This window comes from Sphingomonas sp. UYAg733 (assembly GCF_054057355.1).
Genome location: NZ_JBSRZE010000005.1, coordinates 191353 through 217593, shown reverse-complemented (window position 1 = coordinate 217593; position 26241 = coordinate 191353). Strand labels below are relative to the sequence as shown.

Annotated in this window: 28 protein-coding genes and 1 tRNA gene; 18 read left to right on the top strand and 11 right to left on the bottom strand. The window is 64.7% G+C overall.

Features of this window, described 5'->3' with window-relative positions; all coding sequences use genetic code 11:
- Position 1: 1 nt before the first annotated feature.
- Genes ACVWZA_RS11605 through ACVWZA_RS11585 form a run of 5 tightly spaced genes read left to right on the top strand, consistent with a single transcriptional unit; the run spans position 2 to position 6076 of the window.
- Positions 2–718: a SapC family protein gene (locus ACVWZA_RS11605; RefSeq protein ID WP_457311352.1), complete on the top strand. Its 717-nt coding sequence runs from the start codon at positions 2–4 to the stop codon at positions 716–718.
- Positions 711–1742 carry a cupin-like domain-containing protein gene (locus ACVWZA_RS11600; RefSeq protein ID WP_457311351.1) on the top strand — a complete coding sequence of 344 codons (1032 nt, stop codon included), beginning with the start codon at positions 711–713 and terminating at the stop codon, positions 1740–1742. The genes ACVWZA_RS11605 and ACVWZA_RS11600 overlap by 8 nt, the downstream gene beginning before the upstream one ends.
- On the top strand, positions 1739–3244 hold the full coding sequence (locus tag ACVWZA_RS11595; protein WP_457311350.1) for a tryptophan halogenase family protein: 1506 nt from the start codon (positions 1739–1741) through the stop codon (positions 3242–3244). Before ACVWZA_RS11600 ends, ACVWZA_RS11595 begins: the two co-directional genes overlap by 4 nt.
- A gap of 8 nt (positions 3245–3252) precedes the next feature.
- Complete coding sequence (locus ACVWZA_RS11590) at positions 3253–4311, top strand: LacI family DNA-binding transcriptional regulator (RefSeq protein ID WP_457311349.1); 1059 nt, start codon at positions 3253–3255, stop codon at positions 4309–4311.
- Position 4312: 1 nt separating this feature from the next.
- Positions 4313–6076 (top strand): adenylyl cyclase, encoded by a 1764-nt coding sequence (locus ACVWZA_RS11585; RefSeq protein WP_457311348.1) that lies wholly within the window; start codon positions 4313–4315, stop codon positions 6074–6076.
- 72 nt (positions 6077–6148) lie between these two features.
- Here the strand turns inward: ACVWZA_RS11585 and ACVWZA_RS11580 are convergent, their stop codons facing one another.
- Both ACVWZA_RS11580 and ACVWZA_RS11575 read right to left on the bottom strand, forming a co-directional pair.
- Entirely contained in the window at positions 6149–7393 is a 1245-nt protein-coding gene (locus tag ACVWZA_RS11580) for a serine hydrolase domain-containing protein (RefSeq protein ID WP_457311347.1), read from the bottom strand.
- A gap of 181 nt (positions 7394–7574) precedes the next feature.
- Positions 7575–8162, bottom strand: a complete 588-nt coding sequence (locus ACVWZA_RS11575; protein ID WP_457311346.1) for a cysteine hydrolase family protein — start codon at positions 8160–8162, stop codon at positions 7575–7577.
- An 80-nt stretch (positions 8163–8242) separates the two neighbouring features.
- Here ACVWZA_RS11575 and ACVWZA_RS11570 point away from each other — a divergent pair, with 80 nt between their 5' ends.
- From ACVWZA_RS11570 to pncB, 4 genes are read left to right on the top strand one after another with little or no spacing between them, the layout of a single operon-like run.
- Positions 8243–8992 (top strand): NUDIX hydrolase, encoded by a 750-nt coding sequence (locus tag ACVWZA_RS11570; protein WP_457311345.1) that lies wholly within the window; start codon positions 8243–8245, stop codon positions 8990–8992.
- Complete coding sequence (locus ACVWZA_RS11565; protein ID WP_457311344.1) at positions 8992–10014, top strand: SPFH domain-containing protein; 1023 nt, start codon at positions 8992–8994, stop codon at positions 10012–10014. Before ACVWZA_RS11570 ends, ACVWZA_RS11565 begins: the two co-directional genes overlap by 1 nt.
- 8 nt (positions 10015–10022) lie before the next feature.
- Complete coding sequence (locus ACVWZA_RS11560; protein WP_457311343.1) at positions 10023–10916, top strand: hypothetical protein; 894 nt, start codon at positions 10023–10025, stop codon at positions 10914–10916.
- 15 nt (positions 10917–10931) lie between these two features.
- The gene (gene pncB / locus ACVWZA_RS11555; protein ID WP_457311342.1) at positions 10932–12236 is read left to right on the top strand and encodes a nicotinate phosphoribosyltransferase; all 1305 of its coding nucleotides are present in this window, start codon (positions 10932–10934) and stop codon (positions 12234–12236) included.
- Positions 12237–12511: 275 nt separating this feature from the next.
- Here the strand turns inward: pncB and ACVWZA_RS11550 are convergent, their stop codons facing one another.
- Positions 12512–13219 (bottom strand): hypothetical protein, encoded by a 708-nt coding sequence (locus ACVWZA_RS11550; protein ID WP_457311341.1) that lies wholly within the window; start codon positions 13217–13219, stop codon positions 12512–12514.
- A gap of 144 nt (positions 13220–13363) precedes the next feature.
- Positions 13364–13759, bottom strand: a complete 396-nt coding sequence (locus ACVWZA_RS11545; protein WP_457311340.1) for a hypothetical protein — start codon at positions 13757–13759, stop codon at positions 13364–13366.
- 60 nt (positions 13760–13819) lie between these two features.
- Between ACVWZA_RS11545 and ACVWZA_RS11540 the strand changes: the two genes are divergently transcribed.
- A complete protein-coding gene (locus tag ACVWZA_RS11540) occupies positions 13820–14413 on the top strand; it encodes a TetR/AcrR family transcriptional regulator (RefSeq protein WP_457311339.1) in 594 nt (197 codons plus the stop codon).
- A 6-nt stretch (positions 14414–14419) separates the two neighbouring features.
- On the opposite strand, the gene ACVWZA_RS11535 is transcribed toward ACVWZA_RS11540, so the two are convergent.
- From ACVWZA_RS11535 to ACVWZA_RS11515, 5 genes are all read right to left on the bottom strand, one after another.
- A complete protein-coding gene (locus ACVWZA_RS11535; RefSeq protein WP_457311338.1) occupies positions 14420–14800 on the bottom strand; it encodes a nuclear transport factor 2 family protein in 381 nt (126 codons plus the stop codon).
- 74 nt (positions 14801–14874) lie between these two features.
- Positions 14875–15417 carry a helix-turn-helix domain-containing protein gene (locus ACVWZA_RS11530; protein ID WP_457311337.1) on the bottom strand — a complete coding sequence of 181 codons (543 nt, stop codon included), beginning with the start codon at positions 15415–15417 and terminating at the stop codon, positions 14875–14877.
- Positions 15418–15554: 137 nt separating this feature from the next.
- Positions 15555–16268, bottom strand: coding sequence for an SDR family oxidoreductase (gene bdcA / locus ACVWZA_RS11525; protein WP_457311336.1), 714 nt, complete (start codon positions 16266–16268; stop codon positions 15555–15557).
- On the bottom strand, positions 16265–16729 hold the full coding sequence (locus tag ACVWZA_RS11520) for a cupin domain-containing protein (protein WP_457311335.1): 465 nt from the start codon (positions 16727–16729) through the stop codon (positions 16265–16267). The genes bdcA and ACVWZA_RS11520 overlap by 4 nt, the downstream gene beginning before the upstream one ends.
- Positions 16726–17640, bottom strand: a complete 915-nt coding sequence (locus ACVWZA_RS11515) for an alpha/beta fold hydrolase (RefSeq protein WP_457311334.1) — start codon at positions 17638–17640, stop codon at positions 16726–16728. Before ACVWZA_RS11515 ends, ACVWZA_RS11520 begins: the two co-directional genes overlap by 4 nt.
- A gap of 116 nt (positions 17641–17756) precedes the next feature.
- On the opposite strand from ACVWZA_RS11515, the gene ACVWZA_RS11510 reads away from it, so the two are divergent.
- Positions 17757–18653 (top strand): LysR family transcriptional regulator, encoded by an 897-nt coding sequence (locus tag ACVWZA_RS11510; protein ID WP_457311333.1) that lies wholly within the window; start codon positions 17757–17759, stop codon positions 18651–18653.
- A 4-nt stretch (positions 18654–18657) separates the two neighbouring features.
- On the opposite strand, the gene ACVWZA_RS11505 is transcribed toward ACVWZA_RS11510, so the two are convergent.
- Entirely contained in the window at positions 18658–18969 is a 312-nt protein-coding gene (locus tag ACVWZA_RS11505; protein WP_457311413.1) for a cupin domain-containing protein, read from the bottom strand.
- Between the two features lie 115 nt (positions 18970–19084).
- On the opposite strand from ACVWZA_RS11505, the gene ACVWZA_RS11500 reads away from it, so the two are divergent.
- The 4 genes from ACVWZA_RS11500 to ACVWZA_RS11485 all read left to right on the top strand — a co-directional run bounded on the left by ACVWZA_RS11500 (position 19085) and on the right by ACVWZA_RS11485 (position 22008).
- On the top strand, positions 19085–19531 hold the full coding sequence (locus tag ACVWZA_RS11500) for an Lrp/AsnC family transcriptional regulator (RefSeq protein WP_457311332.1): 447 nt from the start codon (positions 19085–19087) through the stop codon (positions 19529–19531).
- 173 nt (positions 19532–19704) lie between these two features.
- Entirely contained in the window at positions 19705–20367 is a 663-nt protein-coding gene (locus ACVWZA_RS11495) for a glutathione S-transferase family protein (RefSeq protein WP_457311331.1), read from the top strand.
- Between the two features lie 21 nt (positions 20368–20388).
- Positions 20389–20814, top strand: a complete 426-nt coding sequence (locus ACVWZA_RS11490) for a GNAT family N-acetyltransferase (RefSeq protein WP_457311330.1) — start codon at positions 20389–20391, stop codon at positions 20812–20814.
- A gap of 51 nt (positions 20815–20865) precedes the next feature.
- Positions 20866–22008, top strand: a complete 1143-nt coding sequence (locus ACVWZA_RS11485) for an aminotransferase (RefSeq protein WP_457311329.1) — start codon at positions 20866–20868, stop codon at positions 22006–22008.
- A 15-nt stretch (positions 22009–22023) separates the two neighbouring features.
- Here the strand turns inward: ACVWZA_RS11485 and ACVWZA_RS11480 are convergent.
- Positions 22024–22097 (bottom strand) — tRNA-Gly (locus tag ACVWZA_RS11480).
- 143 nt (positions 22098–22240) lie between these two features.
- On the opposite strand from ACVWZA_RS11480, the gene ACVWZA_RS11475 reads away from it, so the two are divergent.
- The 3 genes from ACVWZA_RS11475 to ACVWZA_RS11465 are packed head-to-tail and all read left to right on the top strand — an operon-like array spanning position 22241 to position 26216.
- Positions 22241–22753, top strand: coding sequence for an RNA polymerase sigma factor (locus ACVWZA_RS11475; RefSeq protein WP_457311328.1), 513 nt, complete (start codon positions 22241–22243; stop codon positions 22751–22753).
- A 33-nt stretch (positions 22754–22786) separates the two neighbouring features.
- Positions 22787–23737, top strand: a complete 951-nt coding sequence (locus tag ACVWZA_RS11470) for a FecR family protein (protein ID WP_457311327.1) — start codon at positions 22787–22789, stop codon at positions 23735–23737.
- Complete coding sequence (locus tag ACVWZA_RS11465; RefSeq protein WP_457311326.1) at positions 23724–26216, top strand: TonB-dependent receptor; 2493 nt, start codon at positions 23724–23726, stop codon at positions 26214–26216. Before ACVWZA_RS11470 ends, ACVWZA_RS11465 begins: the two co-directional genes overlap by 14 nt.
- The last annotated feature ends 25 nt before the right edge of the window (positions 26217–26241 follow it).

Here is a 26241-nt window from a genome sequence, read left to right as displayed (position 1 = left end):
CATGTCCGACCATGCGATTCTCACCGCCGAGGCGCATCGCGACCTGCGCGTGCGCACCGATCGGGCCGCCGAACTCGGCGATGCGCTGATGTGTTGCATCACCGTCCCCAGCGAATTCCGCCGGGTACAAAATGATTATCCGATCCTATTTCGTCTCAACCAGGAACGCGACAGCTTCACCGCATTGGCGATGTTCGGGTTTGAACAGGATGAGAATCTGTTTCTCGAAAATGGCCGCTGGGACGCGCGCTATCGGCCGCTGGCGATCGACATTCAGCCTTTCCTGATCGGCACGTCTGCGCAGGGTGCGGAGACGAAGCAGGTCCATATCGACATGGCCAGCCCGCGCCTGAGCGGTGACGAGGGCATGCGGCTGTTCGACGAGGACGGGCGTCCGACACCCTATCTCGAAACCGTCGCTGAACAACTGGGCACGCTCGACACCGGCTACCAGGAATCGGGCGATTTCTTTGCCGCGCTGCGCCGCAACAATTTGCTCGAACCACTGACGCTGGAGATCACGCTCGACGACGGATCGACCAACCGGCTGGTCGGGTTCCATGTGATCGATGAAGACCGGTTGCGCGCTCTCGATGATCTGGCGCTCGGCGAGCTCCACGCCGAAGGACATCTGATGCCGATCTTCATGGCGCTGGCGTCGCTTGGCAATCTGACTGAGCTGATCGCGCGCAAGAACCGACGGGTCGGACATGGCTGAAGCCGATCCCGGCATGTTCAACGCGCTCACCCAGGTTCCGGAGGTACGGGTGTCGGGCGCGGCGGACCTCGACGCGCAGCTTCGTGCGGCGGATCGGCCGTTCGTCATACGCGGCCTGGTATCGGATTGGCCGCTGGTCGCCGCCGGTCGCAAATCGGCGCGTGACGCGCGCGATTATCTGTTGCGCCGTCGTCAGGACCGGTCGTTCACCGTGTCGGTCGGCGAGCCCGGCAGTGGCGGGCGGCTGTTCTACGATGCCGCCATGGCGATGAACTTCCGCACCGCGCGCGCCAAGCTGCCGGAGATTTTCGCGCAGATCGATGCGACCGAGGGCAAACCGGAGGCTCCTGCTTTCTATCTCGCCTCGATCGACATGCATGAATTCTTCACTGGTTTGCACGAGGAGAACCATGTCGAACTTGGCGATCGTTCGTGCCTCGCCAGCATCTGGATGGGTACGCCGACGCGGATCGCGGCGCATAATGATTTCCCCAATAACCTGGCTTGTGTGGCGGTCGGGCGGCGGCGCTTCACGCTGTTTCCGCGTGAGCAATTCCGCAACCTTTATCTCGGCCCGGTCGACAACACGCCGGCGGGTCGCGCGGTCAGCATGGTCGATTTCCACGAGCCCGATTTCAACGCGCATCCGCGCTTTCGCGAAGCGCTCGATCACGCCCAAGTCGCCGACCTGGACGCCGGCGACGCGGTCTATATCCCGGCGATGTGGTGGCATCATGTCGAGGGGCTCGCGCCGTTCAATGTCCTGGTCAATTACTGGTGGCGCGAAACGCCGCGCTGGCTCGGTCAGCCGCAGGACGCACTCAACCATGCGATGATGGCGATCCGCGACCTGCCCGATGAAGAGAAGCGCCACTGGCGCGACCTGTTCGATCATTATGTGTTTCGGAACGACGAGGGCACCGTTGCCCATATTCCGGAGGATGCGCGCGGCGTGCTCGCCCCTCTCACCTCCGAAAGCGCGGGCCGTCTCCGCGCTTTCCTGCTGCGGACCCTCAGTCAATGACCGATGAAGGCAAACCCAAACGTCGCGTGATCATCGCCGGCGGTGGCACGGCGGGCTGGATGACCGCTGCGGCGATTGCCCGCACAATGGGCCGATCGGTCGATCTGACGCTGGTCGAGTCCGATGCGATCGGTACGATCGGCGTCGGCGAATCGACCATTCCGCCGCTCGTCACCTATAACCGGCTGCTTGGCATCAACGAAGCCGATTTCATGCGCGCGACGCAGGCGACCTTCAAGCTGGGCATCGCGTTCGACGGCTGGAAGGAAAAGGGCCACAGCTATTTCCATTCCTTCGGCCTCACCGGCAAGGATCACTGGTCGGCCGGCTTCCAGCATTTCTGGCTTTATGGCCGCGAGAAGGGGCACGAGCAGTCGTACGACGATTATTGCCTCGAACTGATCGCTGCGCGGGACAGCAAGTTCGCCCATCTTCCCGACAACGGCATGAACTATGCCTATCAGCTCGATTCCACGCTCTATGCCAAATTCCTTCGCCAGATGGCTGAAGCGGACGGCACGAAACGGATCGAGGGCAAGATTGCCCAGGTCGAACTACATGGCGAAAGCGGCGATATCGATGCGCTGGTGCTCGACTCGGGCATGCGGATTGAGGGCGATTTGTTTATCGACTGCACTGGCTTTCGTGCGTTGCTGATCGAACAGGCCCTGCACGCCGGCTTCGATGACTGGACCCACTACCTGCCATGCGATTCCGCAATCGCGGTGCAGACCGAAAATGTCCGCCCCGCCGTGCCCTTCACCCGCGCGATGGCGCACGATTCCGGCTGGCAGTGGCGCATCCCGCTGCAGCATCGCACCGGCAACGGCATCGTTTATTGCAGCCGTTATCTGTCGCGCGACGACGCGCATGACCGTTTGATGGGCAATCTCGAAGGCGCGGTGCTGACCCAGCCCAATTTCATTCGCTTCGTGAGCGGTGCGCGGCGCCGTCAATGGTATCGCAACTGCGTTGCGATCGGCCTGTCCGGCGGTTTCATGGAGCCACTGGAATCGACCAGCATTCACCTCATCCAGCGCGCCGTGCTGCGGCTGATCCGGATGATGCCGCTCGGCACGATCAGCGAGCGCGACGTCGCGGAATTCAACGACCAGCAGGATCAGGACATGCTGCAGATCCGCGATTTCCTGGTCCTGCATTACAAGGCGACCGAACGGCGCGACAGTCCGTTCTGGCGGCAATGCGCGGCAATGGATATCCCGGATACGCTCGCGCAGAAGATCGAGCTGTTCCGCGAAACCGGGCGCGTCTTCCGCAAGAACGAGGAATTGTTCGCGGAGAATAGCTGGGTTCAGGTCATGATGGGGCAGGGCATCATCCCGCAGGCTTATCACCCGATCGCCGAAAAGCTGCGCGACGAGGAACTCGAACGGCTGCTCTCGATGATCCGTGACGATGTTACCCGGACTGTTGCCGGGCTGCCCGAGCATGGTGCCTATGTCGCCCGCTATTGCGGTGCAGCCAACGCCGCTGCGGTCTGACCATCCGGATGGCGCGGCGCAGGCAATCTGTCACCATCAAGCATGTCGCGGCCGATGCCGGCGTGTCTTTGCAAACGGTCAGCCGGGTGATCAATAAGGAGCCCAATGTCCGCCCGGAGATGATGCAGCGGGTGCAGCACTCGATCGCGAAGCTCGGCTATGTGCCCTCGATCGCGGCGCAGCGCATGGGCGGCTCGCGCTCCTACCTGATACTGGCGCTCAACGATCGTGATCGCACCATTGCCGATTGGCGCGAACGCCAGGGTGCTGACTGGGTCGGTCAGATGCTGCTCGGTGGCATGTTGACCTGTGCCGAAAATGGATATCGCCTGATCCTCGAACTGGTCGATACGCATAGCGACCATATTGAGCGCGAGCTGCTCGCGGCAATCGCCGCGCTGCAGCCCGATGGCGTGATACTGACGCCGCCGCATTCCGAAAATCCGCTGATCACCAATCTGCTCCATGAACATCGGATCAGCTTCGCGCGTATTGGTTCACTGAAGGAGGGGCCGGGCTTTGCCCTGACCATGGACGATCAGCGTGCCGCACGCCTCGCGACCGAACATCTTGCCGAGCTCGGCCATCGCCGCATCGGCTTCATCGCCGGCCCGGAGGAATATGAACTCAGCGGCTGGCGCGTCGATGGCTGGCACGAGGCGATGGAATCCGCCGGACTGGACACCGATGGCCTGCTCGCACGCGGCGACTTCGGTTATGAGAGCGGTACGGCTGCGGCGCAGGCACTGCTTGACGGCAAGACGCCGCCGACCGCGATCATCGCGAGCAGCGACCGGATGGCGCTGGCCACTTTGGAGGTTGCGCGGCTGCGCGACCTCGACGTGCCGGGCGACGTGTCGCTGATCAGCTTCGACGACACACCGATCGTCCGCTTCACCCACCCGCCGCTAGCCGCGATCGTTCAGCCGATCGCCGAAGTCAGCGCACTCGCGGTCGAACTGATCATCGCTGACCAGACCGGACGCGAGACTCCCGACGGACCGATCGTCGTACCGGCGAGCCTCGTGTTGCGCAGCTCGACCGCGCCGCCGAAATCTGGAGGTTGAAATGAACCCATTGAGTGATCGGCGCACGGTTCTGGCCGGGCTGGCGGGCGTCGGCGCGACGATCGCGTTGGGCGGCCATGCGTTCGCCGCACCGACGGTGGATCCCGACCTCGGGCCGAACGTCCTGATCTTCGATCCGTCGATGCCGCGCGCGGCGATCCAGCAGCGCCTGGACGCGGTATTCAGGGAACAGGAGCGCGCGCATTTCACCGATGCGCGCTACGCCATGCTGTTCAAACCCGGCCGGTATGAAGTCGATGTCAATGTCGGTTTCTTTACGCAGGTCGCGGGCCTCGGGAGCCTGCCCGACGACGTGGTTATCGACGGGCATGTCCACGCCGAGGCCGATTGGGCCAAGGGCATGGCGCTGGTCAATTTCTGGCGCGGGATCGAGAATCTGTCGATCCGCCCGCCCGATGGCGCGGATCGCTGGGCGGTATCGCAGGCCGCGCCTTATCGCCGGGTTCATCTCCACGGCGATCTCGCGCTTGACGATGGCGGTTGGTCGAGCGGCGGTTTCATCGCCGATTGCCGGATCGACGGCGTGATCCGGTCTGGGTCGCAGCAACAATGGTTCACCCGAAACAGTGCGATGCACGCCTGGCACGGCTCGAACTGGAACATGATGTTCATGGGCGTCGACGGCGCGCCGGCGATGAGCTTTCCCGAACCGCCGATCACCACGCTCGCCAGCGTGCCGAGGTTGCGCGAAAAGCCTTTCCTTCACATCGATGGCGCCGGAGTCTGGCAGGTGTTCGTGCCGCCGGTACGCACCGACTCGGGCGGCATAAGCTGGGCCTCCGGGTTACCGGCAGGCAGGTCGATTCCCCTGTCGCGCTTCTTCATCGCGCGGCCGGGCATGACCGCGCGGGAGATCAATCGAGCGCTCGCCAGGGGGCGCAATCTGTTGCTCACGCCCGGCATTTACAGGCTGACCGAACCGCTCCGCGTCGATCGCGCGAACACGATCGTGCTGGGTCTCGGCCTTGCGACCGTGCTGGCGGATGCCGGGGCGATGGCGCTGAAGGTGGCGGATGTGCCCGGTGTGGTGATCGCCGGGCTGCTGATCGATGCCGGTCCAGCCAACTCTCCGGTGCTGATGGAGGTTGGCCCACGCGGCGCGGCGGGCGATCATCGCGACAATCCCATCTCGCTGTCCGACCTGTTCTTCCGCGTCGGTGGCGCGACGGTCGGCAATGCGACGACCTGTCTCGAGATCAACAGCGACCATGTTCTTGGCGATCATCTGTGGATCTGGCGTGCCGACCATGGCGATCGGGAAAGCGGCCGGGTCCATGTCGGCTGGGACGAAAGCACTGGCGATCAGGGGCTGGTGGTCAATGGCGACGATGTCGCCTTGTACGCGCTGTTTGTCGAACATTTTCAGAAATACCAGACGCTGTGGAATGGCGAGCGCGGCCGAACCTATTTCTACCAGAACGAGCTGCCCTACGATCCCCCAGGCCAGGCCGCATATATGGCGGGCAAGACGCGTGGCTGGGCGGCGTACAAGGTCGCCGACCGGGTCGAGGATCATCAGGCGATCGGCCTTGGCGTCTACGCCAATTTCACCGCCGACCCGGGCATCGTACTGGAAAGCGCGATCGAAGCACCCCGCAAACCCGGCGTGCGGTTCGTGAGCGTTACGACTATTTCGCTCGGTGGCGGCAAGGGGACGATCGCGCATCTCGTCAACGAGGCGGGCGCCGCCGCCCGCCCCGGGGCGATCCGGCAGACGCTCGTCCGCTATCCGGCGGGCAGTTAGGCTGCTGAGGCGGTAATTCCCTTTGCCGAAACCGTTATGGGGTGGGGGCTTGGCCTCACCCGCCGCACATGATCACCTGGCCGCGCCTTCCGGAAAATAGGTGTCGCGGATCGCCGCCTGCGAAATCGGCTGCAGCAACGGCACGCCCGGCGCGGAAGCGCGCTGCACCATGCCGACGAATACGATCTGGTGTTCCGGATCGACCCAGAACCAGGTGCTGGCATAGCCGTCCCACAAATAACTGCCCTTGCCGAGCGCGACCTTGGCGGCGGCGGGGTCAGTCACGACGACACCGTTATAGCCATATTCATAGCCCGGCCGGATCCGCTGCATGCCGACGCTGAACCCGCCACCGGCGATCGCCGGGGACAAATGGCTCGACATCATCATGCGTGCCGATGCTTCGCCGATGATCCGCTTGCCGCCGAGCGTGCCAAGACCGAGCAGCATCCGGCCGAACCGCGCATAATCGTCCGCTGTGCTGTAAAGCCCGCCGCCGCCCGAGGCGAAACCGGGTTCCTTGTCCGGGGCTTCGACAAACGGGCCTTGCTCGACCTGCGGCTTGCCATCCTGCCAGCGATAGAGCGCCGCCAGTCTCGGCAGCTTGGCGGTCGGCACCGAAAAGCCGGTATCGGACATCTTCAGCGGATCGAAGATATGTCGCTTCATGAACTCGGCCAGCGTCATACCCGACAGGCGTTCGATGATCGCACCCTCCAAATCCATCGAGACGCTGTAATGCCACTGCGTGCCGGGCTGATAGCCGAGCGGCAGATGCGCGATGCGGGCAATGAAATCGCTGCTGCTCGTCGCGCGCCAAAGCTCCGCCGCGCGATATTGGTCGGACACCCAGCCGCCCTCGAAATCATATTGGAAACCCGCCGTATGGGTCAGCAGCTGCGCCATGGTCGGCGGTGCGACCTGCGCCTCGAGGATCGGCTTTCCCGCCGCGTCCAACCCCTTGAACACCCGCACATCGGCGAATTCGGGCAGGAATTTCGCGACCGGGTCTTCCGGTTTCCATTTGCCCTGCTCGTACAGGATCATCATCGCGACCGCGGTCACCGGCTTGGTCATCGAAAAGGCGCGTACGATTGTGTCGGGCATCATCGGTGCGCCACTGGCAAGATCCCGCTTGCCGATGCCGGACCGGCCGACCTGCTTTCCATCCTTCCACACCTCGGTTGCCACCCCGGCGAGTTCACCGCCATCGACCAGCTTCTGCATTTCCCGGTCGACGAGCTTGATACTCTGCGCGCTTGCGGGAAGCGTCGCTGTCGCGGCGACGATGCCCGCGACGATCGGCAGAATCCTCATATGCTTCCCCTCCAGCGATTGCGTCATTCGATCCTGATGCGGATCGTAATGGCTGGATCGCCGATCGCCAATATCCATCACTACGTCACCCCCAGCTCAGATTGGGTCTCAGGTGATAGGCACGCGTGCCAAGCCTCGCGGAGAGATGCCAGCCTGTGACCGTATGACGGCGGGGGGCACGTTAAGCGACGGCCGCATCCGCACCGTCCCATTCGTCGGCGGCAACCGCGTCGATCTGGCGCCCGATACCCCGCGTCAGACCGCGCGGGATCGTCACCTTGAAACCGCGCTCGATCAGCCCCTCGACCGCCCAGCGAACGCAAAAATCAGCGGCGACGCCGATCACCAGGACATGTTCCACGCCGTCCCGCTTCAACCTCGCGAAGAATTCCTCGCGCGGTACCGGAGGCACGTCGCCGTCCAGTCGCTCGATCATGACATCCGCTTCGGCCCACATGTCGAACACGCCCTTTTCGAGGCGGTAGCAGGAGATCGCCGGATCGACCGCTGCCGGGTCGAGCAGCAATGCCCATCCCGGTGTGCCGCGCATGCAGTGCGGCGGAAACTGTTTCGCCTCTTCCGAGTGAGCATAAATGTCGGGCTCATGCGTGTCGGCGGTGAACAGCACGCCGGCGGTCTCGTCGGGCAGCAACGCGCGCAGCCACGAGGTCATCGGTGCGAGTAACGCTTCGGCGCCCGCCACCGGCAATGCGCCATCGGCGTTGATGAAGTCGCGCTGCATATCCACAACCACCACGAAGCTCTTCATCACGGACTTCCTTCCGATACGGCTTGACATATATCCGAATCGCACATAAGTAAAGCGCATAACGCATATAAGGTGCGACCATGAGCAAGACGGCGAACGAGTTGAGCTTCCTCGACCATTATGATCCGACCGCATACGAGAAGCCCTCGGTTGCGGTCGATCTGGTCTTGGTGAGCATTGTCGACGGCACACCTGCGGTGCTGCTGGTCCGCCGGGCTACGCATCCGTTCCAGGATTGCTGGGCCTTGCCCGGCGGGTTCGTCGGGATCGGCGAAGGACTGGATGAAGCCGCGCATCGTTTACTCGCCGACAAGGCGCATATGGGCGACGTCTATGTCGAACAGCTTTATACCTTCGGTGCGGTCGACCGTGATCCGCGCATGCGCATCGTCAGCGTCGCCTATTTCGCGCTGCTCCCTGCCGCCAGCTTCGCCGCCGCGCTGAAGGCTGCGCCCGACCTGACTCTGGCCAAGCTCGTCGTGCCCTGGGCGGGAGAGGCGGGCGGGGCGGTCGCGGTGCTGTCGACCGACGGCGAGACGCTGCCGCTGGCGTTCGACCATGATGCGATGCTCGGCGTCGCGATGCTTCGGCTGCGCGGCAAGCTCGACTATTCGGCGCTCGGTTTCGCGCTTCTGCCCGAACTCTTCACCTTGCGCGCGCTGCAGGACGTGCATGAGGCGATCCTCGGCGTGCGGCTCAACAAACCCGGCTTTCGCCGCCGCATGCTCGATCGCGGCTGGCTCGCGCCGAGCGGCGAGCGCGAGACTGGGGCGTCGTTCCGCCCCGCCGAACTCTATCGTTACCGCAACCCGTCCGAAGGAGCTGAATGATGGCCTATATCAAGAATTTCGGGTTCGCCGCCCAACTGCGCAGCGACGCCAGCAATCATGTCATCCGTTACCGCAACGGCCGCGTGCGGCAGAGCGGGCGCGGGCTGGTCTTCTGGTTCCGGCCGCAGACCGCGAGCATCGCCGAACTGCCGATGGATGACCGTGAGATGGCGTTGTTCGTGAAGGGCCGCAGCCAGGATTTCCAGGCGGTCGCGGTGCAGGGCACGCTGACCTGGCATGTCGACGATCCGCAACTGCTCGCTTCCCGTGTCGATTTCAGCATCGGTCTGCTCACCGGCGCCTATCAGTCCGAACCGATCCAGCGCATCGAGACGCGGCTCGCCGGCCTGGTCAACCAGGCGGCGCTGCAATATCTGGCGCAGGCCCCAGTTCGCGCGCTGCTCGACGCCGGCCCGGAATCGCTGCGTGTCGCACTCGAAACGGCGCTGGCGCGCGATTCCGCACTGGGCGAGATCGGCATCTCCGTCGCCGCGATCCGGCTGACCAACCTCGCACCGTCGAGCGAGCTGGAGCGTGCGCTGCAGACTCCGACTTTCGAGGCGCTGCAGCAAAAGGCCGATGAGGCGGTATTCGAACGCCGTGCGCTCGCGGTCGACAAGGAACGCGCGATCGCGGAGAATGAACTGGCCAACAAGACCGAACTGGCGCGGCGCGAAAAGACGCTGATCGCGGAGGAATCGGAGAATGCTCGCAACCGCGCGACCGGCGTGGCAGATGCGCAGCAAGTCGAGGCGGCGGCCGAGGCCGAACGTATCCGCACTGTCGAGGGCGCGAAGGCTGGGGCGGAGCAGGAGCGCATCGCGATTTACCGCGACCTGCCGCCTTCCGTGCTGCTGGGCCTCGCCGCGCGCGAACTGGCCGGCAACATCGGCACGATCGAACATGTCAATGTGACGCCCGATCTGCTGGCGAGCATCCTCGGCGAGTTCCGTCGTGAGGCGCCGGCGCTCCCGGCACCGGCACCGGCCCCCGCCCCCGCCCCCGCCGCTCCGGCGAACTGAGCGCGGCGATGTCCACCAACACGCCGCGCGCGGTCTTCGTCACGCGTGAGACCGACTATGAACTCCTGCTCGCGCGCCATGCGACGCGCGGGCAGGCACGCTTCTTCCTCGAATCGCGCGGGCAGAAGATCGAGACGGTCGAACGGCGCCACGAGGAACTCCATGTCGCGCTGCGTGCCGCGCGCGCGCTGGTACCCGACGAATGGCGCCAGGCGCTGGTCGGTCGCGCCGATCTCGACCGTTTTCTGTTCGGCCCCGAGGATGTGGTGATCCCGGTCGGGCAGGACGGACTGGTCGCCAATGTCGCCAAATATCTATCGGGCCAGCCGGTGCTCGGCATCAATCCGTCGCCCGACCTTTATGACGGCGTGCTGGTGCGCGTGCCGCTCGACCGGCTCGCGCGGCTGCTGCCGGCGAGTATCGCGCGCGACGCGCCGGTCGAGCATCGCACCATGGTCGAAGCGGTGCTCGATTCCGGCGAAAAGCTGCTCGCGCTCAACGAGGTGTTCGTCGGCCATCGCAGCCATCAATCGGCACGCTACAGCATCGCTACCGGCGATACTCGCGAAGATCATTCGTCCAGCGGCCTGATCGTCGCGTCGGGCACCGGTGCGACGGGTTGGGCGCGTTCGATCATGGAGGCGACGCATGAACAGGTCGCGCTGACGCCCGAGGAACGCGCGGTGTGTTATTTCGTGCGCGAGCCCTTTCCGAGCAAGGCGACCGGTACCGCGATGCGCTTCGGCAAGCTCAGCGGCGATCTGCTCGGCGTGGTCTCGCGCATGAACGAGGGCGGGGTGATCTTCGCCGACGGCATCGAACAGGATTTCCTTGCCTTTGACTGGGGGCGTCGGGTGACGCTCGGCCCGGCGGCGCACGCCTTGCATCTGGTCACCGGTTGAGCTGGAAGGATTTCCATGCCCGTCACCGACATCGCAACTCGCACCTATGACCATGGCTGGCGGCTCGACCCGATCGTCCGCTCGCTGCTCGATACCGATTTCTACAAGCTGTTGATGCTGCAGATGATCCGGCACTTGCACCCGGATGTGCAGGCGACCTTCGCCCTGATCAACCGCAGCAGGACGGTCCGGCTTGCCGATGTGATCGACGAACGCGAACTGCGCGACCAGCTCGACCATGCCCGTACGCTGCGCTTCGGCAAAAAGGAGCTGATCTGGCTCGCCGGCAACAGTTTCTACGGGCGGGAACGGATGTTCGCGCCCGATTTCATCGCCTGGCTCGCCGATTTCCGGCTGCCCGATTATGAATTGCGCACCGTCGACGGGCAGTTCGAGCTGACCTTTGACGGCCCCTGGACTCACACCAGCATGTGGGAAATCCCTGCGCTGGCGATCATCAACGAATTGCGCTCGCGCTCGGTGTTGAAGGGCAAGGGCCGCTTCGCGCTCGATATCCTCTATGCGCGTGGCAAGGCGCGGCTGTGGAGCAAGGTCGAGCGGCTGCGGCAATTGCCCGACCTGATCATTTCCGACTTCGGCACGCGGCGGCGACACGGTTTTCTGTGGCAGCGCTGGTGCGTCGAGGCATTGAAGGAGGGGCTGGGCGAGCGCTTCATCGGCACCTCGAACGTGCTGCTGGCGATGGACAATGACCTGGAGGCGATCGGCACCAATGCGCACGAACTGCCGATGGTGCAGGCAGCACTGGCCGATGACGATGCGGGCGTCGCCGCCGCGCCTTATCGCGTGCTGGAGGACTGGCGGGCGCATTATGACGGCAATCTGCTCATCGCGCTGCCCGACGCGTTCGGCACCACCGCGTTCCTGCGCAACGCACCCGACTGGCTCGCTGACTGGACCGGTTTCCGCCCCGACAGCACGCCGCCGATCGAGGGCGGGGAACAGATCATTGCCTGGTGGCAAGCGCATGGTCGCGATCCGCGCAGCAAGTTGCTGATCTTCTCTGACGGCATGGACACCGATTCGATCGAGGCGACCTATCGCCACTTCCATGGCCGGGTGCGGATGAGCTTCGGCTGGGGCACCAACCTGACCAATGATTTCCGCGATTGCGATCCTGACGGGGCGCATGGCCTGGAGCCGATCTCGCTGGTCGCCAAGGTGATCCGCGCCAATGGCCGCCCGGCGGTGAAACTGTCCGACAACCCGGCCAAGGCGACCGGTGACCCGGCCGAAATCGCGCGATATCTCAGTATCTTCGGTGAGGATGGTCGCGCGCGGTCGGAGGTGAGCATCTGATATCCGAGCCTCGCAAGAGATATGGGACAATAGGGTGTCCCATATCTCCGGCGAGCGGGTCGAAAGATGTGACACAATAGGGTGTGACATATCTCACCCGCGCCCGTCGCGCGGCGCGATTCAAACCCGTCGCAATCGCGCCCATTCAACTTTCATCGATCGCCGATCCGCTCTTTCAAATGATGAAGACCAACCAGCGCATTTTGGGTAGGACGCGCGCGCCTATTTGACGATGCCGACCTTTATATCGAACCGGATCCTGACCCATGCGCCGATCACGGGTTTGCCGTTGATGCGCGGCGGCCGGACGAGGAATTGCCAGGCAGCCTGACGTAACCCACGCGCCAGACCCGAGCCGGGTGGTGATTCGCCGAGCGAGCGGCAATTTTCGACCCGGTTGCCGCGATCGTCTGACACGCGATCATCGCCGATCCGGTTTCGAGATTGGCGGGCATGTAGGTGGCGAGTTCGGCACGGCTTGGTTCGCGCACCCATTCGGCGCCGTAAAGCGTCTTGCCGCCCGGCCCATCGCCCGGTCCATAGACTGAGGCGCTGTCCTTGCCCGACCCTTGATCGTCGCCAGAACCATTGTCGTCGCGATGCGACGGCAGTTTGGAGACGTCGGTGGCGGCGAACTCTTCGCTGTTCAACTGCAGGAATTTGGACGGCAGGGTCGGCGGTACCGGCGGCTTGATCTCTGGCGTCCGTACACGCGGTGCGGTACCGCTATTGTCCTGCCGCTTCTTCTTGGCAACCGTCTTCGCGCGCGGCTTGGGCACCGACGCGAGCTTCGCTTCGGGCGCCATCTGGAACGTGGCGACCGGATAGGTCTTTTCCTGTGGCTTGCGGAATTCGGGTGCGGCGATGAACCATAGCGCCAGACCGACCAGCGTTTCGACCGCCAGCGCCAGCGCAAGCGATATGGCGCGGCGCCCAAAGGCGCGACGCCGGTCCGACGCGGATTGATAAGGCGCCGAACGCATCGCCGGATCGCCTAGACCCGGCGACGGGCCACCGCAACTGGGTCACCACCCAAAGCGACCCAAAAGCGACGATGTGCTGGCCACTCGCGCCCAATTATCACAGGTCGTTCCTGAAACGGGGATGAGCAAGCTAGCGAAGCGGGTTTAGGCATAACGCGACGCTGCCATGCAGATCACGGTGACGACGAGTAAAACGGCCGAAAGTCGTTCGGCCGCCGCGTTCCCGCCTTGCGCGGGGAGCGTCCCAGCCTCGCGTTGCCGCTTTGCTTTGATCGCCGAAAGGATCTGAACCAGCACCGCGATGATCGCGCAGCCGATGCCCGCCGCCAATATCTTTTCCGCCGTGCCGAAATTGCCCTCATGGACCGCGTGCCACAGATAGCCCCCGGTCAGGAACGCGATCAGTGCCGCGCCAAATCGCGGCCGGGTCAGCGCCGCCGCGCCATTGCCGCCGGCGCGTGCGAGGACGAAGGTCGTTCCGGCCCAGAATGTCGCGGCCAGCACGTGAAGCGAAAGCACGATGATGAGCAGGTTTTGCATGGCATGTCTCCGAACGAATCACTATACTAATTGTATAGTCAATGCAGAGCTAGGTGCCAAGTGACCGAACGACGTCCCTATACCAGTGCCGCGCGCGATGCGGTCGCGGCCGCGACGCGTACCCGGTTGCTCGCCGCTGCCGGGGCCGTGCTGCGCGAGGGTGAGACGTTATCGCTGGAAGGTGTGGCCAAGCGTGCCGGGGTAACGCGGCTGACCGTCTATAATCAGTTTGGGTCGCGCCGAGGGTTGCTTGAAGCGCTGTTCGACGAACGCGCCGCGGCGGGCGGGCTCGATGGCCTTGCCGGCGCGATGGCGATGGCCGACCCCCGGGCCGCGCTGCGTGAGGCGGTGGCGATCTTTACCCATTTTTGGGGCGGCGACGGCGCCGTCGCCCGACTTCACGATGCGGCGGCGGCGGATCCCGAATTCGGCACTGCGCTCGCCGAACGTCATGAGCGGCGGCACAAGCTGATCGGCATATTGCTCGAACGGATGGCGATCACGGGAGAGCCGGGTAGCGAACTGACCGATGTCCTGACGGCACTGACCAGCCAGGCTTTCCACGCTCAGCTCGCCAAGGGTCGCGACGCGATGGCGATCAGGCGGATCGTGACGCAACTGGTCGATGCGGCGATCGATGCGCGGCCGGCCTGAACGCGCTCAACCTGTCGCCATTGGCGCGGCGAGCTGACGGGGATCGTAGAAGAACCGTTCCTCCGCGATCCGGTCGCCCGACCAACGCTGCCAGGCGATTTCCTCCATCGCGCGGGTAATCCCGTCCAGGCCGTCGAATTCGAACCGCCACGCGATCGCCACGCGGTCGCCATCGATTGACGGCGCGCTCAGTCGCTTGCCCCTGACCGCGTTGTTGCGCGCGAGCGTCTTATGTTCCGCGGCGATAAGCGCGTTGCGACCGACGCGCGGCGGTGCGCCGTTCTCGCTGGTCGCGGCGTCCTCCGCGTAAAAGGTTTCGAGTGCGGCGACATAGTCGCCAGCCTCGACCATTGTCATGAATTGTTCGACCCGCCGGACGTCAGGCATGATGGTTCCCGTCAATAACAGACTGCCGGTCTGTTATTGACGGGAACAGGTATCCTGTCAAGTCGAACGGGGCGTCAGCGCTCGCGCTCGACCCCGGACAGCATGCGTTGAAAAGCGCTGGTGAAGTCGCGCGCGCTTGCCGCGGCATCGGCCGACGTGCCGCATGCCAGTGCCGCTTCCATGATCGCACCCAGCGCCAGCCGGGTCACCGCGTCCGCCTCTTCGGACTCGGCCGGCGCGTTCATCAGCTTACCGATGCCGGCGCGAGTGGCGGCGGCGAAATAACGGTCGTCGATCTCCCGCCAGCGCTGCCAGCCGAGCACCGCCGGTCCGTCGACCAGCAGGATACGCTTGCGATCCGGTTCGATCGCCGCCTGCAGATAGGCGCCGACGCTGAGCGCGATGCTGTTCGACGTCACCGGGCCGCCTGACGCCTTGGTCGCGATCTGCATCGCCAGTTCGCCTTGCACGGTGTCGATCAGCCGTTCCAGCAGGTCGCGCTTGGAGGCGAAATGATGGTAAAACGCGCCCTTGGCCACGCCGGCGCGCTGAACGAGCAGATCGACGCTGACCGCCTCATAACCGTGTTCCGAAAATAGCGCGCGCGCGGCTGCCATGATCGCCTGGATCGTCGATGCGCTTCTTTGTGCCTGAAGAACCATACGCTAACCGATCAACCCGCGCCGAAGGCCAAAGCCTCGTTTCGGTCGCCAGCTTGGAAGCAAGCACGCGGGGAGCGCAATAGCTGATTGCCCTATGCGCCGAACCCGCCATCGATCGTGTGCATCGCGCCGGTTATGATGCCGGCCTCCGGACCGGCGAGATAAGCCACCATGCCGGCGATTTCCGCGCTGGTCGCGTGACGCTTGATCGCCATCAGGTCGTGCATCGTGCCGCTCATCGGCCCGTCGGCGGGGTTCATGTCGGTATCGGTCGGGCCGGGCTGGACGATGTTGACGGTGATCCCGCGATCACCGAAATCGCGTGCCAACCCGCGTGCCATGCCCTGCAGCGCGGCCTTGGTCAGCGCATAGGCGGCGGCCCCGGCAAAAGGCATGCGATCACCATTGGTCGATCCGATCACGATGATCCTTCCACCCTCGGGCATCGCCCGCGCCGCCTCTACCGCGGCATGATAGGGGGCACGCACGTTGATATCGATCATCCGGTCGACCGTGTCGGGGTCGATCTCGGCCGCATTACCGGCAACGAACGTCCCGGCGTTGACCACCAGGATATCGAGCGCGCCGCGACCCTTGACCAGATCGATCACCGCGTCGCGATCGGCGGCATCGGACTGGATCGCGGTCGCGCCGGTTTCTTTCGCCAGCGCCTGGGCCGCATCGTTGGATCCGGCATAGCTGAATGCGACGGTGCCGCCGTCGCCGGTGAAGCGCCGCACGATCGCCGCGCCGATGCCCCGACTGCCGCCGATGACGAGGATGGTCTTGCCGGTGAAGTCGGTCATGGTCGATCCTTTGTTGTGTAATGGGTGTCGGACGGGCCGACCCCGGTGATGAAGACTGTCGCGCCTTCCGGCCCGGTCCAGGCGAAATGCGGATCGGCGGCGGGCTCGGTATAGTAGCTGCCCGGCGGCAGGGCGCGCGAGGCAGTGTCATCGGCGACGCCGCCATAGCCGAAATGCCACAGACCCGAGACGACCACCGCCGATCGATCGTCACGGTGAGTGTGCGCCGCGATCCGCATATTGGGCGGGACGCGGATCGCGATCGTATAAGGGCCGGCCTTGGTCGGGTCGCCCGCCAGCAGCCGGGTTTCGATCCCGGCGACGCCCGATGTGCCGGCCCCGGCACCGACGATCGGCAGGCTAGCCGCCTCGGCCGGGGTCAAGCGGCGCTGGCTTTCCTGGGCGGGTGCGGCGCCGGCGATCAGTGCCAGCGCCGCAACAAGGTAGCGCGGGGCGCTCATTTTCCGGCATCCAGGAACTTGCGCACTTCGGCGACCGTTGCTGCGGGCTGTTCCTCCATAAGCCAATGGCCGGCATCGGCGATCACCGCCTGCTGCACATCGGTCGCGGCGAAACGCATCACCGTCGCCATCATCGGTCCGAACGATTTCTCGCCGCCGATCGCCAGCACTGGCATGGTCAGCTTGCCCGCTGCGAGGAACTGCTTGTTGTCGATCGCATCCTGGTCGAACGCGGCAAATTGCGCGAAGCCGGCATGCATCGCGCCGGGCATCGCATAGAGCGCGGCATAATGGACGCGCGATGCCTCGCTGAACTTCGCCGGCGTGGCGGAGAATTCATTCCAGAACCGGTCGAGATAAATCCGCTCACGCCCCGCGACCAATCGTTCCATGTCCGGACCACCGAAACGGAAATGCCACAGCAGCGGGTTTTTGAGGATATCCTCCCACGGCCCGACCCCGGGCAGTGGCGCATCCATCAGCACGAAGCGGCCAATCCGGGCGCGATATTGCGCGGCAAAGGCATAACCGACCATGTTGCCGATATCGTGCGTGATCAGATCGGTCTTCGTCACCTTGAGCGCGTCGAGCACGCCGGCGACGTCCGCACCCTGGTTTTTCTTGTCGTATCCGCCAGCCGGCTTGGTCGACAGGCCCATGCCGCGCAGATCGGGCACGATCACGGTATGATCGCGCGCCAGGTCGGCCGCAAGCGGTGCCCACATGTCACCGGTCTCGCCATAGCCATGCAGTAGCGTGACTGCCGGCCCCTTACCGCCGACCCGGACATGGATCGTCGTGCCGTTGGTCGCGATTTCCTGTGTCTTGAAGCTCGCTGGAAAGGCTTCCCCTTGCGCCAGGGCGGGCAGGGGTAGCGCAACCAGTGCGGCGGCGATCAGCGTGCGGAACATGAATAGTCTCCCTGTATCGAGCACGGCCGTGCCAGGCTCTGGACCGCAAGATGGACCTCACGCATCGTACGCACTAGACGGCAAGTTCCGAAATCGGCTTACGGGATTGCCGAACGATGATGAAGCTCGACGGGGTGGCGGCGTTCGTCGCGGTGGCGGAGGCCGGATCGATCAGCGAGGCGGCGCGACGCATGGGCCTGGCCAAGTCGGTGGTCAGCGAACGCCTCGCCGAACTCGAGCGCGGCGCCGGCGCGCGGCTGATCCAACGCACGACACGAAAGCTTTCGTTGACCGAGGACGGCCAGGCCTTTCTCGAACGCGCGCGGCGCATCGTGCGCGAGATGGAAGAGGCGGCGGAGGAATTGACGCAGCGGCGCGGTACGCTGTCGGGCCCACTGCGTCTCGCCGGGCCGATCAGCTTCGGCAGCCTGCATCTCGGGCCGGCGCTTTATCCTTTCCTCGCCGCACATCCGCTGATCGACCTCAGCCTCGATCTCGACGACCGATTCATCGACGTCGCGGCGGATGGTTATGACGCGGTGATCCGCCACGGCCCGATCCGCGACACGAATTTGATCGCCAAAAGTCTCGGGTCGAGCCGCCGGCTGCTCGTCGCATCGCCAGCCTATCTCGCGGCGCACGGCACGCCAGCGTCGCTTGACGATCTCGCGATGGCGCGGGCGATCCTCTATACCAATCGAGAGACCGACTGGCGTTTTCGCGAAGGATCGGGCGAGACGGTGGTACGGCCACGCGCGGCGCTTCGCGTCAACAATGGCGTGGTAATGCGCGACGCCGCTTTGGCCGGACTTGGCATCACGCTGCTGCCGACCTTCTTCATCCATCGACACCTTGCCGACGGATCGCTGGTCCGGATCGATGTCGGTGTCGAGGCGGAGGGTGCCGAACTCAACATCGCCTATCCGCAGAACCGCAGTTCCTCGGCCAAGATCATCGCGCTGACCGAATGGCTGCGAAGGGCGTTTGGCGACCCGCCTTATTGGGAGGTGTGAACCGCTACACGCTGTCCGCGCGCTCGATCACCAGGATGCGCGCCGCTCCGACGGGATGGGCGACGTGCTCGTCGCCGGGCTCGGCGCAGAAGATGTCGCCGGCGTTCAACCGCGCGACCGTTTCGCCTGCATCGTCACGCATATGCATATCGACCACGCCATCGAGCACGACGAATATCTCGGCGCCGTCATTGACGTGCCAGCGATAGGGCTGGTCGGTCCAGTGCAGCCTGACCGTCACGTCGTCGACCCGCCCGATCGTCAGGGCATCCCAGGCGCGGGTACCGGTGAAATCCAGGCTGCGAACGGTGTGCATCACGACTCTCTCGATCAATAGATTGGCTTGGCCCATGATAGGGCGGGGACGATCCGGCCGCGATGCGCAAGACGCCGCGCAGGCCGGCATATCGTCGAGAATGAAGGGCTGAAACGTGCGAAACGACGGTGAACCGGATGCGACCGACCGCAGGATCCTCGCCGCGCTGAAGAACAACGCGCGCGCATCGGCGACGGCGCTGGGGCAGATGGTCAATCTGTCGCGCACCTCGGTACAGGCACGGATCGCGCGGCTCGAACGGCGCGGCGATATCATCGGCTACGTGGCGGTCATAAGGCGGCAAGACGATGGCGCCACGGTCGAAGCGATCCTGTCGCTGACTCTCGGCGAGCGCCCTTGTGCGCCGGTCATCGCGCGTTTCGCGCGTTGGCCGGAGATCGTCTCGCTCTATTCGACTGCCGGACCGATCGATGCGGTTGCGGTCGTGCGAACGGGCAGCGTGGCGGAGCTGTCGCGGTTGATCGATCGGCTGTCGGCGGTTGCCGGCGTGCAGTCGGTGCAGTCGGCGATCATCCTGGCGGAACACGGCAGCCGCGCCTGATCGACGTCGATCGGAGGCCGGTGCAGGAAAAAAGCGCGAGCGACGCCTAATCCGCCGCCAAACGCCATGCATTCGTCGTTAAAGCATCTGATCGAGCGAGCAAACTTGGCTCGGAAACGCTCGGGTCTCGTCGTCAGACCACCCGTTGACGCTGACCCTCGGAGGAACCGTGCATGTCGCTGACCCTGCTTTACCAGACCCACTCGCCATACGCTCGCAAGGCGCTCGTTTTCGCGCACGAGGCGGGTGTGGCCGACCGAATCACTGTGGTCGATCACGAGACCAGCCCGACACTGCGCAACGATCAGGTGTTCGCGGAGAATCCGCTGGGCAAGGTACCCGTGCTCCTGCGTAGCGGTGCGCGGCCGATCTTCGATTCCGACGTCATTTGCGAATATCTCGACACGCTCAATCCGGGCCGCAAGCTGATCCCCGAACAGGGCGAGGCGCGCTGGCACGCGTTGAGTGTGCAAGCGGTGGCGCAGGGGTTGGCCGATGCGGGGATCGCGGTACGCTGGGAAACGGTGCGCCGTCCCGAAGCGCTGCGTTATCCGCCGCTGCGCGATGGTTATGTCGAGAAACTCGTGGCGAGTTATGACTGGCTAGAACGCGAACTGGACGTGACGGCAGATATCCATGTCGGCCATATCGCGGTGGCGACGGCGCTCGACTGGCTGGCGTTCCGCGACCTGCCCTCGTTCCGCGAAGGCCGCCCTTTGCTGTCGGCTTGGTTCGACGAATTCCTACACCGCCCATCGATGTGCGCGACGCCACTTTCCGGCGATACTCATGACATCGCGGCGCCTGAATCCGGCGCCAGGCCCACCGTGATCTGAAATCGGACGAGGACCGCCAAGTTGATCGAGCAAGCCACCACCGACGAACAGATCTCCGCGACCTTCGATGTCATGCGGCAATTGCGTCCCGATGTTGTTGCCGACACCTATCTCGCCCGGATTCGCGGGTTGATGGCTTCCGACGGCTTCCGGCTGGCGGCGCTCGTCGAGGATGGCGTGGTGCGCGCCGTCGCCGGTTATCGCGTGATGGACATGCTCTATTGCGGGCGGCTGCTCAGCATTGACGACCTGGTCGCCGACGAACGCGTCCGGTCGAAGGGTTATGGCGCGCGCCTGCTCGACTGGCTGAAGGCGGAAGGGCGGGTGGCCGGTTGCAATGAGTTGCAGCTCGTGTCGCGCGTGATTCGCGAACAGGCGCATCGCTTCTATTTTCGCGAAGGGCTGGGCATCGACTGTTTCCATTTTCGTGCGGCGCTGCAGGACTGAAGCCTTGCCGCGCTTGACTCGCCGGACCGAACGCCGCGAAGCCCGCTCTCCATGAACCCGCTCTACACTTCGCTCGGCACGACGATCTTCGAAACCATGTCGGCGCGGGCGCGCGCGACGGGGGCGATCAATCTGGGGCAGGGCTTTCCCGATGGGCGTGGGCCGGAGGATGTGTTGGCCGAGGCGGCGCGCGCGTTGATCGAAGAGTCGAACCAATATCCGCCGATGCTCGGCGTGCCTGTACTGCGCGATGCGGTCGCGGCGCATTATGCGGTGCATCAGGGGCTTGATCTGACGCCAGCGGAGGTGATCATCACCTCGGGCGCGACCGAAGCGCTGGCGGCGGCGATCTTCGCACTGGTCGCGCCGGGCGACGAAGTGGTGATGTTCCAGCCACTCTATGATGCCTATTGGCCGCTGGTCATGCGTGCCGGGGGCGTGCCCAGGCTGGTGCGACTGGAACCGCCCGATTGGCGCATCACCGCCGACGCGCTGGCGGCAGTGGCGAGCGCGCGCACGAAACTGGTCATCCTCAATTCGCCGCTCAACCCGGCCGCAACGATCGCCTTGGACGGGGAACTGACCCTGCTCGCCGACTTCTGCGTCGCGCATGATGCGATCGCGATCTGCGACGAGGTGTGGGAACATGTCGTGTTCGATCGTTCGGTTCATCGCTCGCTGATGACCTTTTCCGGCATGCGTGAACGGACGGTCAAGATCGGTTCGGCGGGCAAGATATTCTCGCTTACCGGGTGGAAGGTCGGCTGGATGTGCGCCGCACCGCGCATCGCAGCGGTACTCGCCAAGGCGCATCAGTTCCTGACTTTCACCACGCCGCCCAACCTTCAGTCCGCCGCCGCATATGGGCTGGGCAAGGATGCGGCGTATTTCGTGGAAATGCGCGCCGCATTCCAGCGCTCGCGCGACCGGCTCGCGACCGGCTTGATCGGGCTCGGTTATGCCGTGCTGCCGAGTTCGGCGACTTATTTCCTGTCGATCGACCTCGATCGTTCGGGCGTCGATATGGGCGATCGGGCGTTTTGTGAATGGTTGATCGAACAGGCCGGCGTCGCGGCGATTCCAGTCTCGGCATTTTATGTCGAGGCGCCGGTGACCAATGTCGTGCGGCTCTGTTTCGCCAAGGCCGATGCGACGCTGGACGACGCGTTGGAACGGATGAAGTTACGGCCGTAACACGCTGGCAAAGGGTGGAGCGGGTAGCGGGAATCGAACCCGCGTATTCAGCTTGGAAGGCTGCTGCACTACCATTGTGCTATACCCGCATGGCACGGCGGATCGCGCGATCCGCTTGCGTCACTGTGCCGTGCGGATAGCGTGGGGTGGATGGCGGCGCAAGTCGGCTCCGCGCGTTCGCCGAACACACTGACGCTTGGCAATCGGAGAATTGGGTGCTTTGAGACACGCGATGGCGCAACCTCAACCAAGCGGACTGGCCCAGGTCTTCATGGAGAATCGCGAGCGGCTGCTCCGGTTCCTGGCGGCGCGTGGGGCGGGTGATGCTGCCGAGGATCTGCTGCAGGAGCTTTGGGAGCGGGTTTCATCGACTCCGGCCCAGCCGGTCGCGGCGCCGCTCGGTTATCTCTACCGCGCCGCCGAAAACCTGATGCGTGACCGCTATCGCGCCAATACCAGCCGTGCGCGGCGCGAGCAGGATTATGTCGAGGCGACCGACATGGCCGTCGCCGAACCGGGCATCGAGCGCGCGCTGCTTGCACGCGAACGACTGCGCGCGGTTGAGGCGGCGCTGTCGTCGCTCGGCCCGCGCACCGAGCACGTGTTCCGGATGTACCGGCTCGATGGCACCGGCCAGGCGCTGATCGCACGCGAGCTGGGGGTCAGCCTCAGTACCGTGGAAAAGGATCTGCAACGGGCGTACCGCGCGCTCGGCGCACTTCGGGAGAGCGACGATGCGGAATGACGCGATCGCCTCCGTCCTGTCAGGGACATGCGCATGACTCCGCCTTTTGACGATTCGATCCGCGACCAGGCGCAGCTCTGGGCGATGCGGCTGCACGACACAGCGTTCGATGATTGGGACGGTTTCACCGCCTGGCTGGAAGCCGATGCCATCCATAGTGCCGCCTATGATGCCGCGGTCGCGCACGATGTGGGGGTCGCCGAATTGCTCGAGACGGCGCCGCGTCCGATCATCCCGGCGCCGCAGCCCGTCATACCGCGCGTCACACGCCGCGTCTGGCTTGGTGGTGCGATGGCGGCGGCGGTTGTCGGCATGGTCGGCTATGCAACGTTGCGCGACACAGCGTCGCCCTATGTCATCGAGACCGCGCCCGGTGTCCATCGCACGCTCGCGCTCGCCGATGGCAGCAGCATTACGCTCAATGGCGGGACGCGGATCGTGCTCGATCACTCTGCGCCGCGTCGCGCGACACTCGATCGCGGCGAGGCGCTGTTCACCATTCGCCATAACGAGCGTGATCCGTTCGAGGTCAATGTCGGCGGCACCCGGCTGGTCGATGCCGGGACGGTGTTCAACCTGATCCGCGATGACGGCGCGACACGGGTGTCAGTCAGCGAAGGCGCGGTCGTATTTGCGCCCGATACGGATGCGGTCCGGGTCGACCCCGGGCAAGCGCTCAGCGCGGTCGATGGCGCCCGACCGATCCGGTCACAGGCCGAGATTTCGGGCGTCGGCGCGTGGCAAGGCGGGCAGCTTGTCTATAGCAATGCAACGCTGGCGACCGTCGTGACGGATCTGTCGCGCAATCTCGGCCGGCCGGTCGATACGACCGCCGATGCCGCGACCATGCGTTTTACCGGTATCATCAACATTGACCAGAAGGCGGCCGATCCGATCGCGCCGATCGCGCCCTTGCTCGGCGTTCAGGCCGAGCGCAACGGACGCGGCTGGTCTTTGACTCGGGCGGATCGTGCGCACCGCTAAATATCTTCTTCCCGCCCTCTGCCAGATCGCCGCGACCTCGGCCGAGGCGAAGGGCGGTCCCGAAACTTTGTCCAGCGTCAGCGTGCCCGCCACGCGACTCGATGCGGCGATCGTCATTCTCGGCCGGCAGACCGGCGTCAGCATCGGGCTGCGCGACCGACGCATCGCCACCATCAGGGTGCGCGCGGTTTCGGGCAGGATCCACGCGGCAAAGGCGCTGGATCGGATGCTGCGTGGCACCGGCGCGACCGCCGTGCAGGTCTCGCCGGGGGTATTCGTGATCGAGGTGTCTGCTCCATCCAGGCCGAAGCCGAGAACACCGTTACGGCCGACGCCGCCGATGCCCGAACCGCAGCCGGTCATGGACGACATCATTGTCACGGCCGCCAAATATGACCGGAGACTGCGCGACCTGCCGGGCATGGCGGCGGTTATCCAGGGCCGCGATTTGTCGCTGGCGGAAGGCGGGCAGGGGTCGGACGCGATCGAGGCGCGGGTGGCGAGCGTCGCGTCGACCCATCTCGGCGCCGGCCGTAACAAGCTGTTCATTCGTGGCGTGGCGGATTCGAGCTTCACCGGGCCGACCCAGTCGACGGTCGGCCAATATTGGGGCGACACGCGGATCAACTATAGCGCGCCCGACCCAAGCCTGAGGCTCTACGACGTTCGTTCGGTCGAGGTATTGGAGGGGCCTCAGGGTACGCTGTACGGCGCGGGGTCGCTTGGCGGAATCATTCGTATCGTGCCCGAGGCACCCGATATGGGCGTCGCCGCGGCGCGCGGATGGAGTGGGCTAGCCTTCACCGAACATGGCAAGCCCGGCGGGGATGCCGGCGCATTGGTCAATTTGCCGATCTCCGACGATACGCTTGCACTGCGCGCGCTGGCCTATGGCGGAATCGACGGCGGTTATATCGACGATCGCGGGCGTGGCCTGACCGACGTCAACCGGGTCGAAACGATCGGCGGGCGCGCCGCGTTGCGCGCGGCGCCGGGGGATGGCTGGACGATCGACCTGTCGGGCACTTTCCAGCGTATTGCCGGTGACGACGCGCAATATGCCGACCGCCACGACCTGAGCCGGTCGAGCGCGCTCGCCCAGCCCTATCGCAACGATTATCTCCTCGGTGAACTGGTGATCGGCAAGGATTGGGGGGCAACCAGGCTGGTGTCGTCGACCGGTATCGTCGATCAATATGTCGCCGAACGGTTCGACGCGACGCCGCCGGGCGGCCTGGCCAAGGCCTATGATCAGGTCAGCCGGATCAGGATGATCAGTTCCGAAACGCGCCTGTCGCACAGCGGCGATAATGGCGATGGATGGGTGATCGGTGCGAGCCTGCTGAGCACTACGACGCGTCAGGACCGGACCTTCGATCTGGAATTCGTTCCGGTGGGCGGCGTGACGGCGCCCGCCGGGCTGGTTACCGCGTCGGTGGCGGGCTCCGGCACGCTGATCGCCGTGCCGTTCTTCAGGTCGGGCGTGGTCGGGGTGCGCAATCGCGTCGATGAAGCGACGCTGTACGGCGAGGCGACGATCGTGCCGCTGCCCTGGCTGTCGCTGACCGGTGGCGGGCGGCTGACCCATTCGCGACTGTCCGGCCAAGCCTTGGATCGGCCCGAGGAATTGGCGTTCCGCCTCGACCAGGAAGCGCAGGGCAGGCGCACCGAGACGCGCTTCCTGCCCTCGCTTGCGATATCGCTGCGACCGGTCGAGCGGATCACCGCTTTTGTCCGCTATCAGCAGGGTTATCGTCCCGGCGGCTTGTCTGTCGGCACCGACATCATCCAATATTATAAGGGTGATGCGGTCGAGACCGGGGAGGTCGGCCTGCGTTATGGCGGTGGTGATCGCTTCGATGTCGCGGTGACGGTCGCGCATACGCGCTGGCGCGATATTCAGGCCGATCTGATCGACGCGTCGGGTTTTCCCGTCACCGCCAATATCGGCGATGGGCGGATCACCTCGGCGGGGATCAGCGTGCGCTGGCGGCCGTTGCCGCGCCTTGACCTGCAGGGTTCGGTCTATTTCAACAGTTCCGAGGTCACGACGCCGTCGACGATCCTCGTCGCGGCCTATGCCGCCGATCGTGTCGGGCCACCAATGCCCTATGCTGCCGATCGTGCCGGGCCGTCGTTGCCAAATGTCGCCGATGCCAGCGGGCTGGTCCGGGCGCGGTATTCGGCACCGGTCGGGCGTGCCTATTACCTCACGCTCGATGCGAACGCGCGTTATGTCGGCCAGTCGCGGCTTGGCATCGGCCCCATATTGGGCCGCCCGCAAGGCAATACGCTCGACACCGGTGCCGAACTCAGGATCGGCGACGAACGGCACGGCCTGACCCTGTCGCTGACCAATCTGCTCGACAAGGAAGGCAATCGCTTTGCGCTCGGCAGCCCCTTTCTGATGGGCGGCGCAAACCAGATCACGCCGCTTCGTCCGCGCAGCATCCGCATCGGCTTCGACGCGAGTTTTTGAGCCTTATGCTGCGGGTTTTTCCGAC

Coding starts and splice junctions, on each gene's coding strand:
- ACVWZA_RS11485 (WP_457311329.1), top strand. CDS start 20,866: ATGAACCCGCTCTACACTTCGCTCGGCACGACGATCTTCGAAACCATG.
- ACVWZA_RS11520 (WP_457311335.1), bottom strand. CDS start 16,729: ATGAGCGCCCCGCGCTACCTTGTTGCGGCGCTGGCACTGATCGCCGGC.
- ACVWZA_RS11495 (WP_457311331.1), top strand. CDS start 19,705: ATGTCGCTGACCCTGCTTTACCAGACCCACTCGCCATACGCTCGCAAG.
- ACVWZA_RS11535 (WP_457311338.1), bottom strand. CDS start 14,800: ATGCCTGACGTCCGGCGGGTCGAACAATTCATGACAATGGTCGAGGCT.
- ACVWZA_RS11595 (WP_457311350.1), top strand. CDS start 1,739: ATGACCGATGAAGGCAAACCCAAACGTCGCGTGATCATCGCCGGCGGT.
- ACVWZA_RS11585 (WP_457311348.1), top strand. CDS start 4,313: ATGAACCCATTGAGTGATCGGCGCACGGTTCTGGCCGGGCTGGCGGGC.
- ACVWZA_RS11600 (WP_457311351.1), top strand. CDS start 711: ATGGCTGAAGCCGATCCCGGCATGTTCAACGCGCTCACCCAGGTTCCG.
- ACVWZA_RS11550 (WP_457311341.1), bottom strand. CDS start 13,219: ATGCGTTCGGCGCCTTATCAATCCGCGTCGGACCGGCGTCGCGCCTTT.
- ACVWZA_RS11545 (WP_457311340.1), bottom strand. CDS start 13,759: ATGCAAAACCTGCTCATCATCGTGCTTTCGCTTCACGTGCTGGCCGCG.
- ACVWZA_RS11580 (WP_457311347.1), bottom strand. CDS start 7,393: ATGAGGATTCTGCCGATCGTCGCGGGCATCGTCGCCGCGACAGCGACG.
- ACVWZA_RS11505 (WP_457311413.1), bottom strand. CDS start 18,969: ATGCACACCGTTCGCAGCCTGGATTTCACCGGTACCCGCGCCTGGGAT.
- ACVWZA_RS11590 (WP_457311349.1), top strand. CDS start 3,253: ATGGCGCGGCGCAGGCAATCTGTCACCATCAAGCATGTCGCGGCCGAT.
- ACVWZA_RS11470 (WP_457311327.1), top strand. CDS start 22,787: ATGACTCCGCCTTTTGACGATTCGATCCGCGACCAGGCGCAGCTCTGG.
- ACVWZA_RS11475 (WP_457311328.1), top strand. CDS start 22,241: ATGGCGCAACCTCAACCAAGCGGACTGGCCCAGGTCTTCATGGAGAAT.
- bdcA (WP_457311336.1), bottom strand. CDS start 16,268: ATGACCGACTTCACCGGCAAGACCATCCTCGTCATCGGCGGCAGTCGG.
- ACVWZA_RS11530 (WP_457311337.1), bottom strand. CDS start 15,417: ATGGCAGCCGCGCGCGCGCTATTTTCGGAACACGGTTATGAGGCGGTC.
- ACVWZA_RS11575 (WP_457311346.1), bottom strand. CDS start 8,162: ATGAAGAGCTTCGTGGTGGTTGTGGATATGCAGCGCGACTTCATCAAC.
- ACVWZA_RS11605 (WP_457311352.1), top strand. CDS start 2: ATGTCCGACCATGCGATTCTCACCGCCGAGGCGCATCGCGACCTGCGC.
- pncB (WP_457311342.1), top strand. CDS start 10,932: ATGCCCGTCACCGACATCGCAACTCGCACCTATGACCATGGCTGGCGG.
- ACVWZA_RS11515 (WP_457311334.1), bottom strand. CDS start 17,640: ATGTTCCGCACGCTGATCGCCGCCGCACTGGTTGCGCTACCCCTGCCC.
- ACVWZA_RS11560 (WP_457311343.1), top strand. CDS start 10,023: ATGTCCACCAACACGCCGCGCGCGGTCTTCGTCACGCGTGAGACCGAC.
- ACVWZA_RS11570 (WP_457311345.1), top strand. CDS start 8,243: ATGAGCAAGACGGCGAACGAGTTGAGCTTCCTCGACCATTATGATCCG.
- ACVWZA_RS11565 (WP_457311344.1), top strand. CDS start 8,992: ATGGCCTATATCAAGAATTTCGGGTTCGCCGCCCAACTGCGCAGCGAC.
- ACVWZA_RS11510 (WP_457311333.1), top strand. CDS start 17,757: ATGATGAAGCTCGACGGGGTGGCGGCGTTCGTCGCGGTGGCGGAGGCC.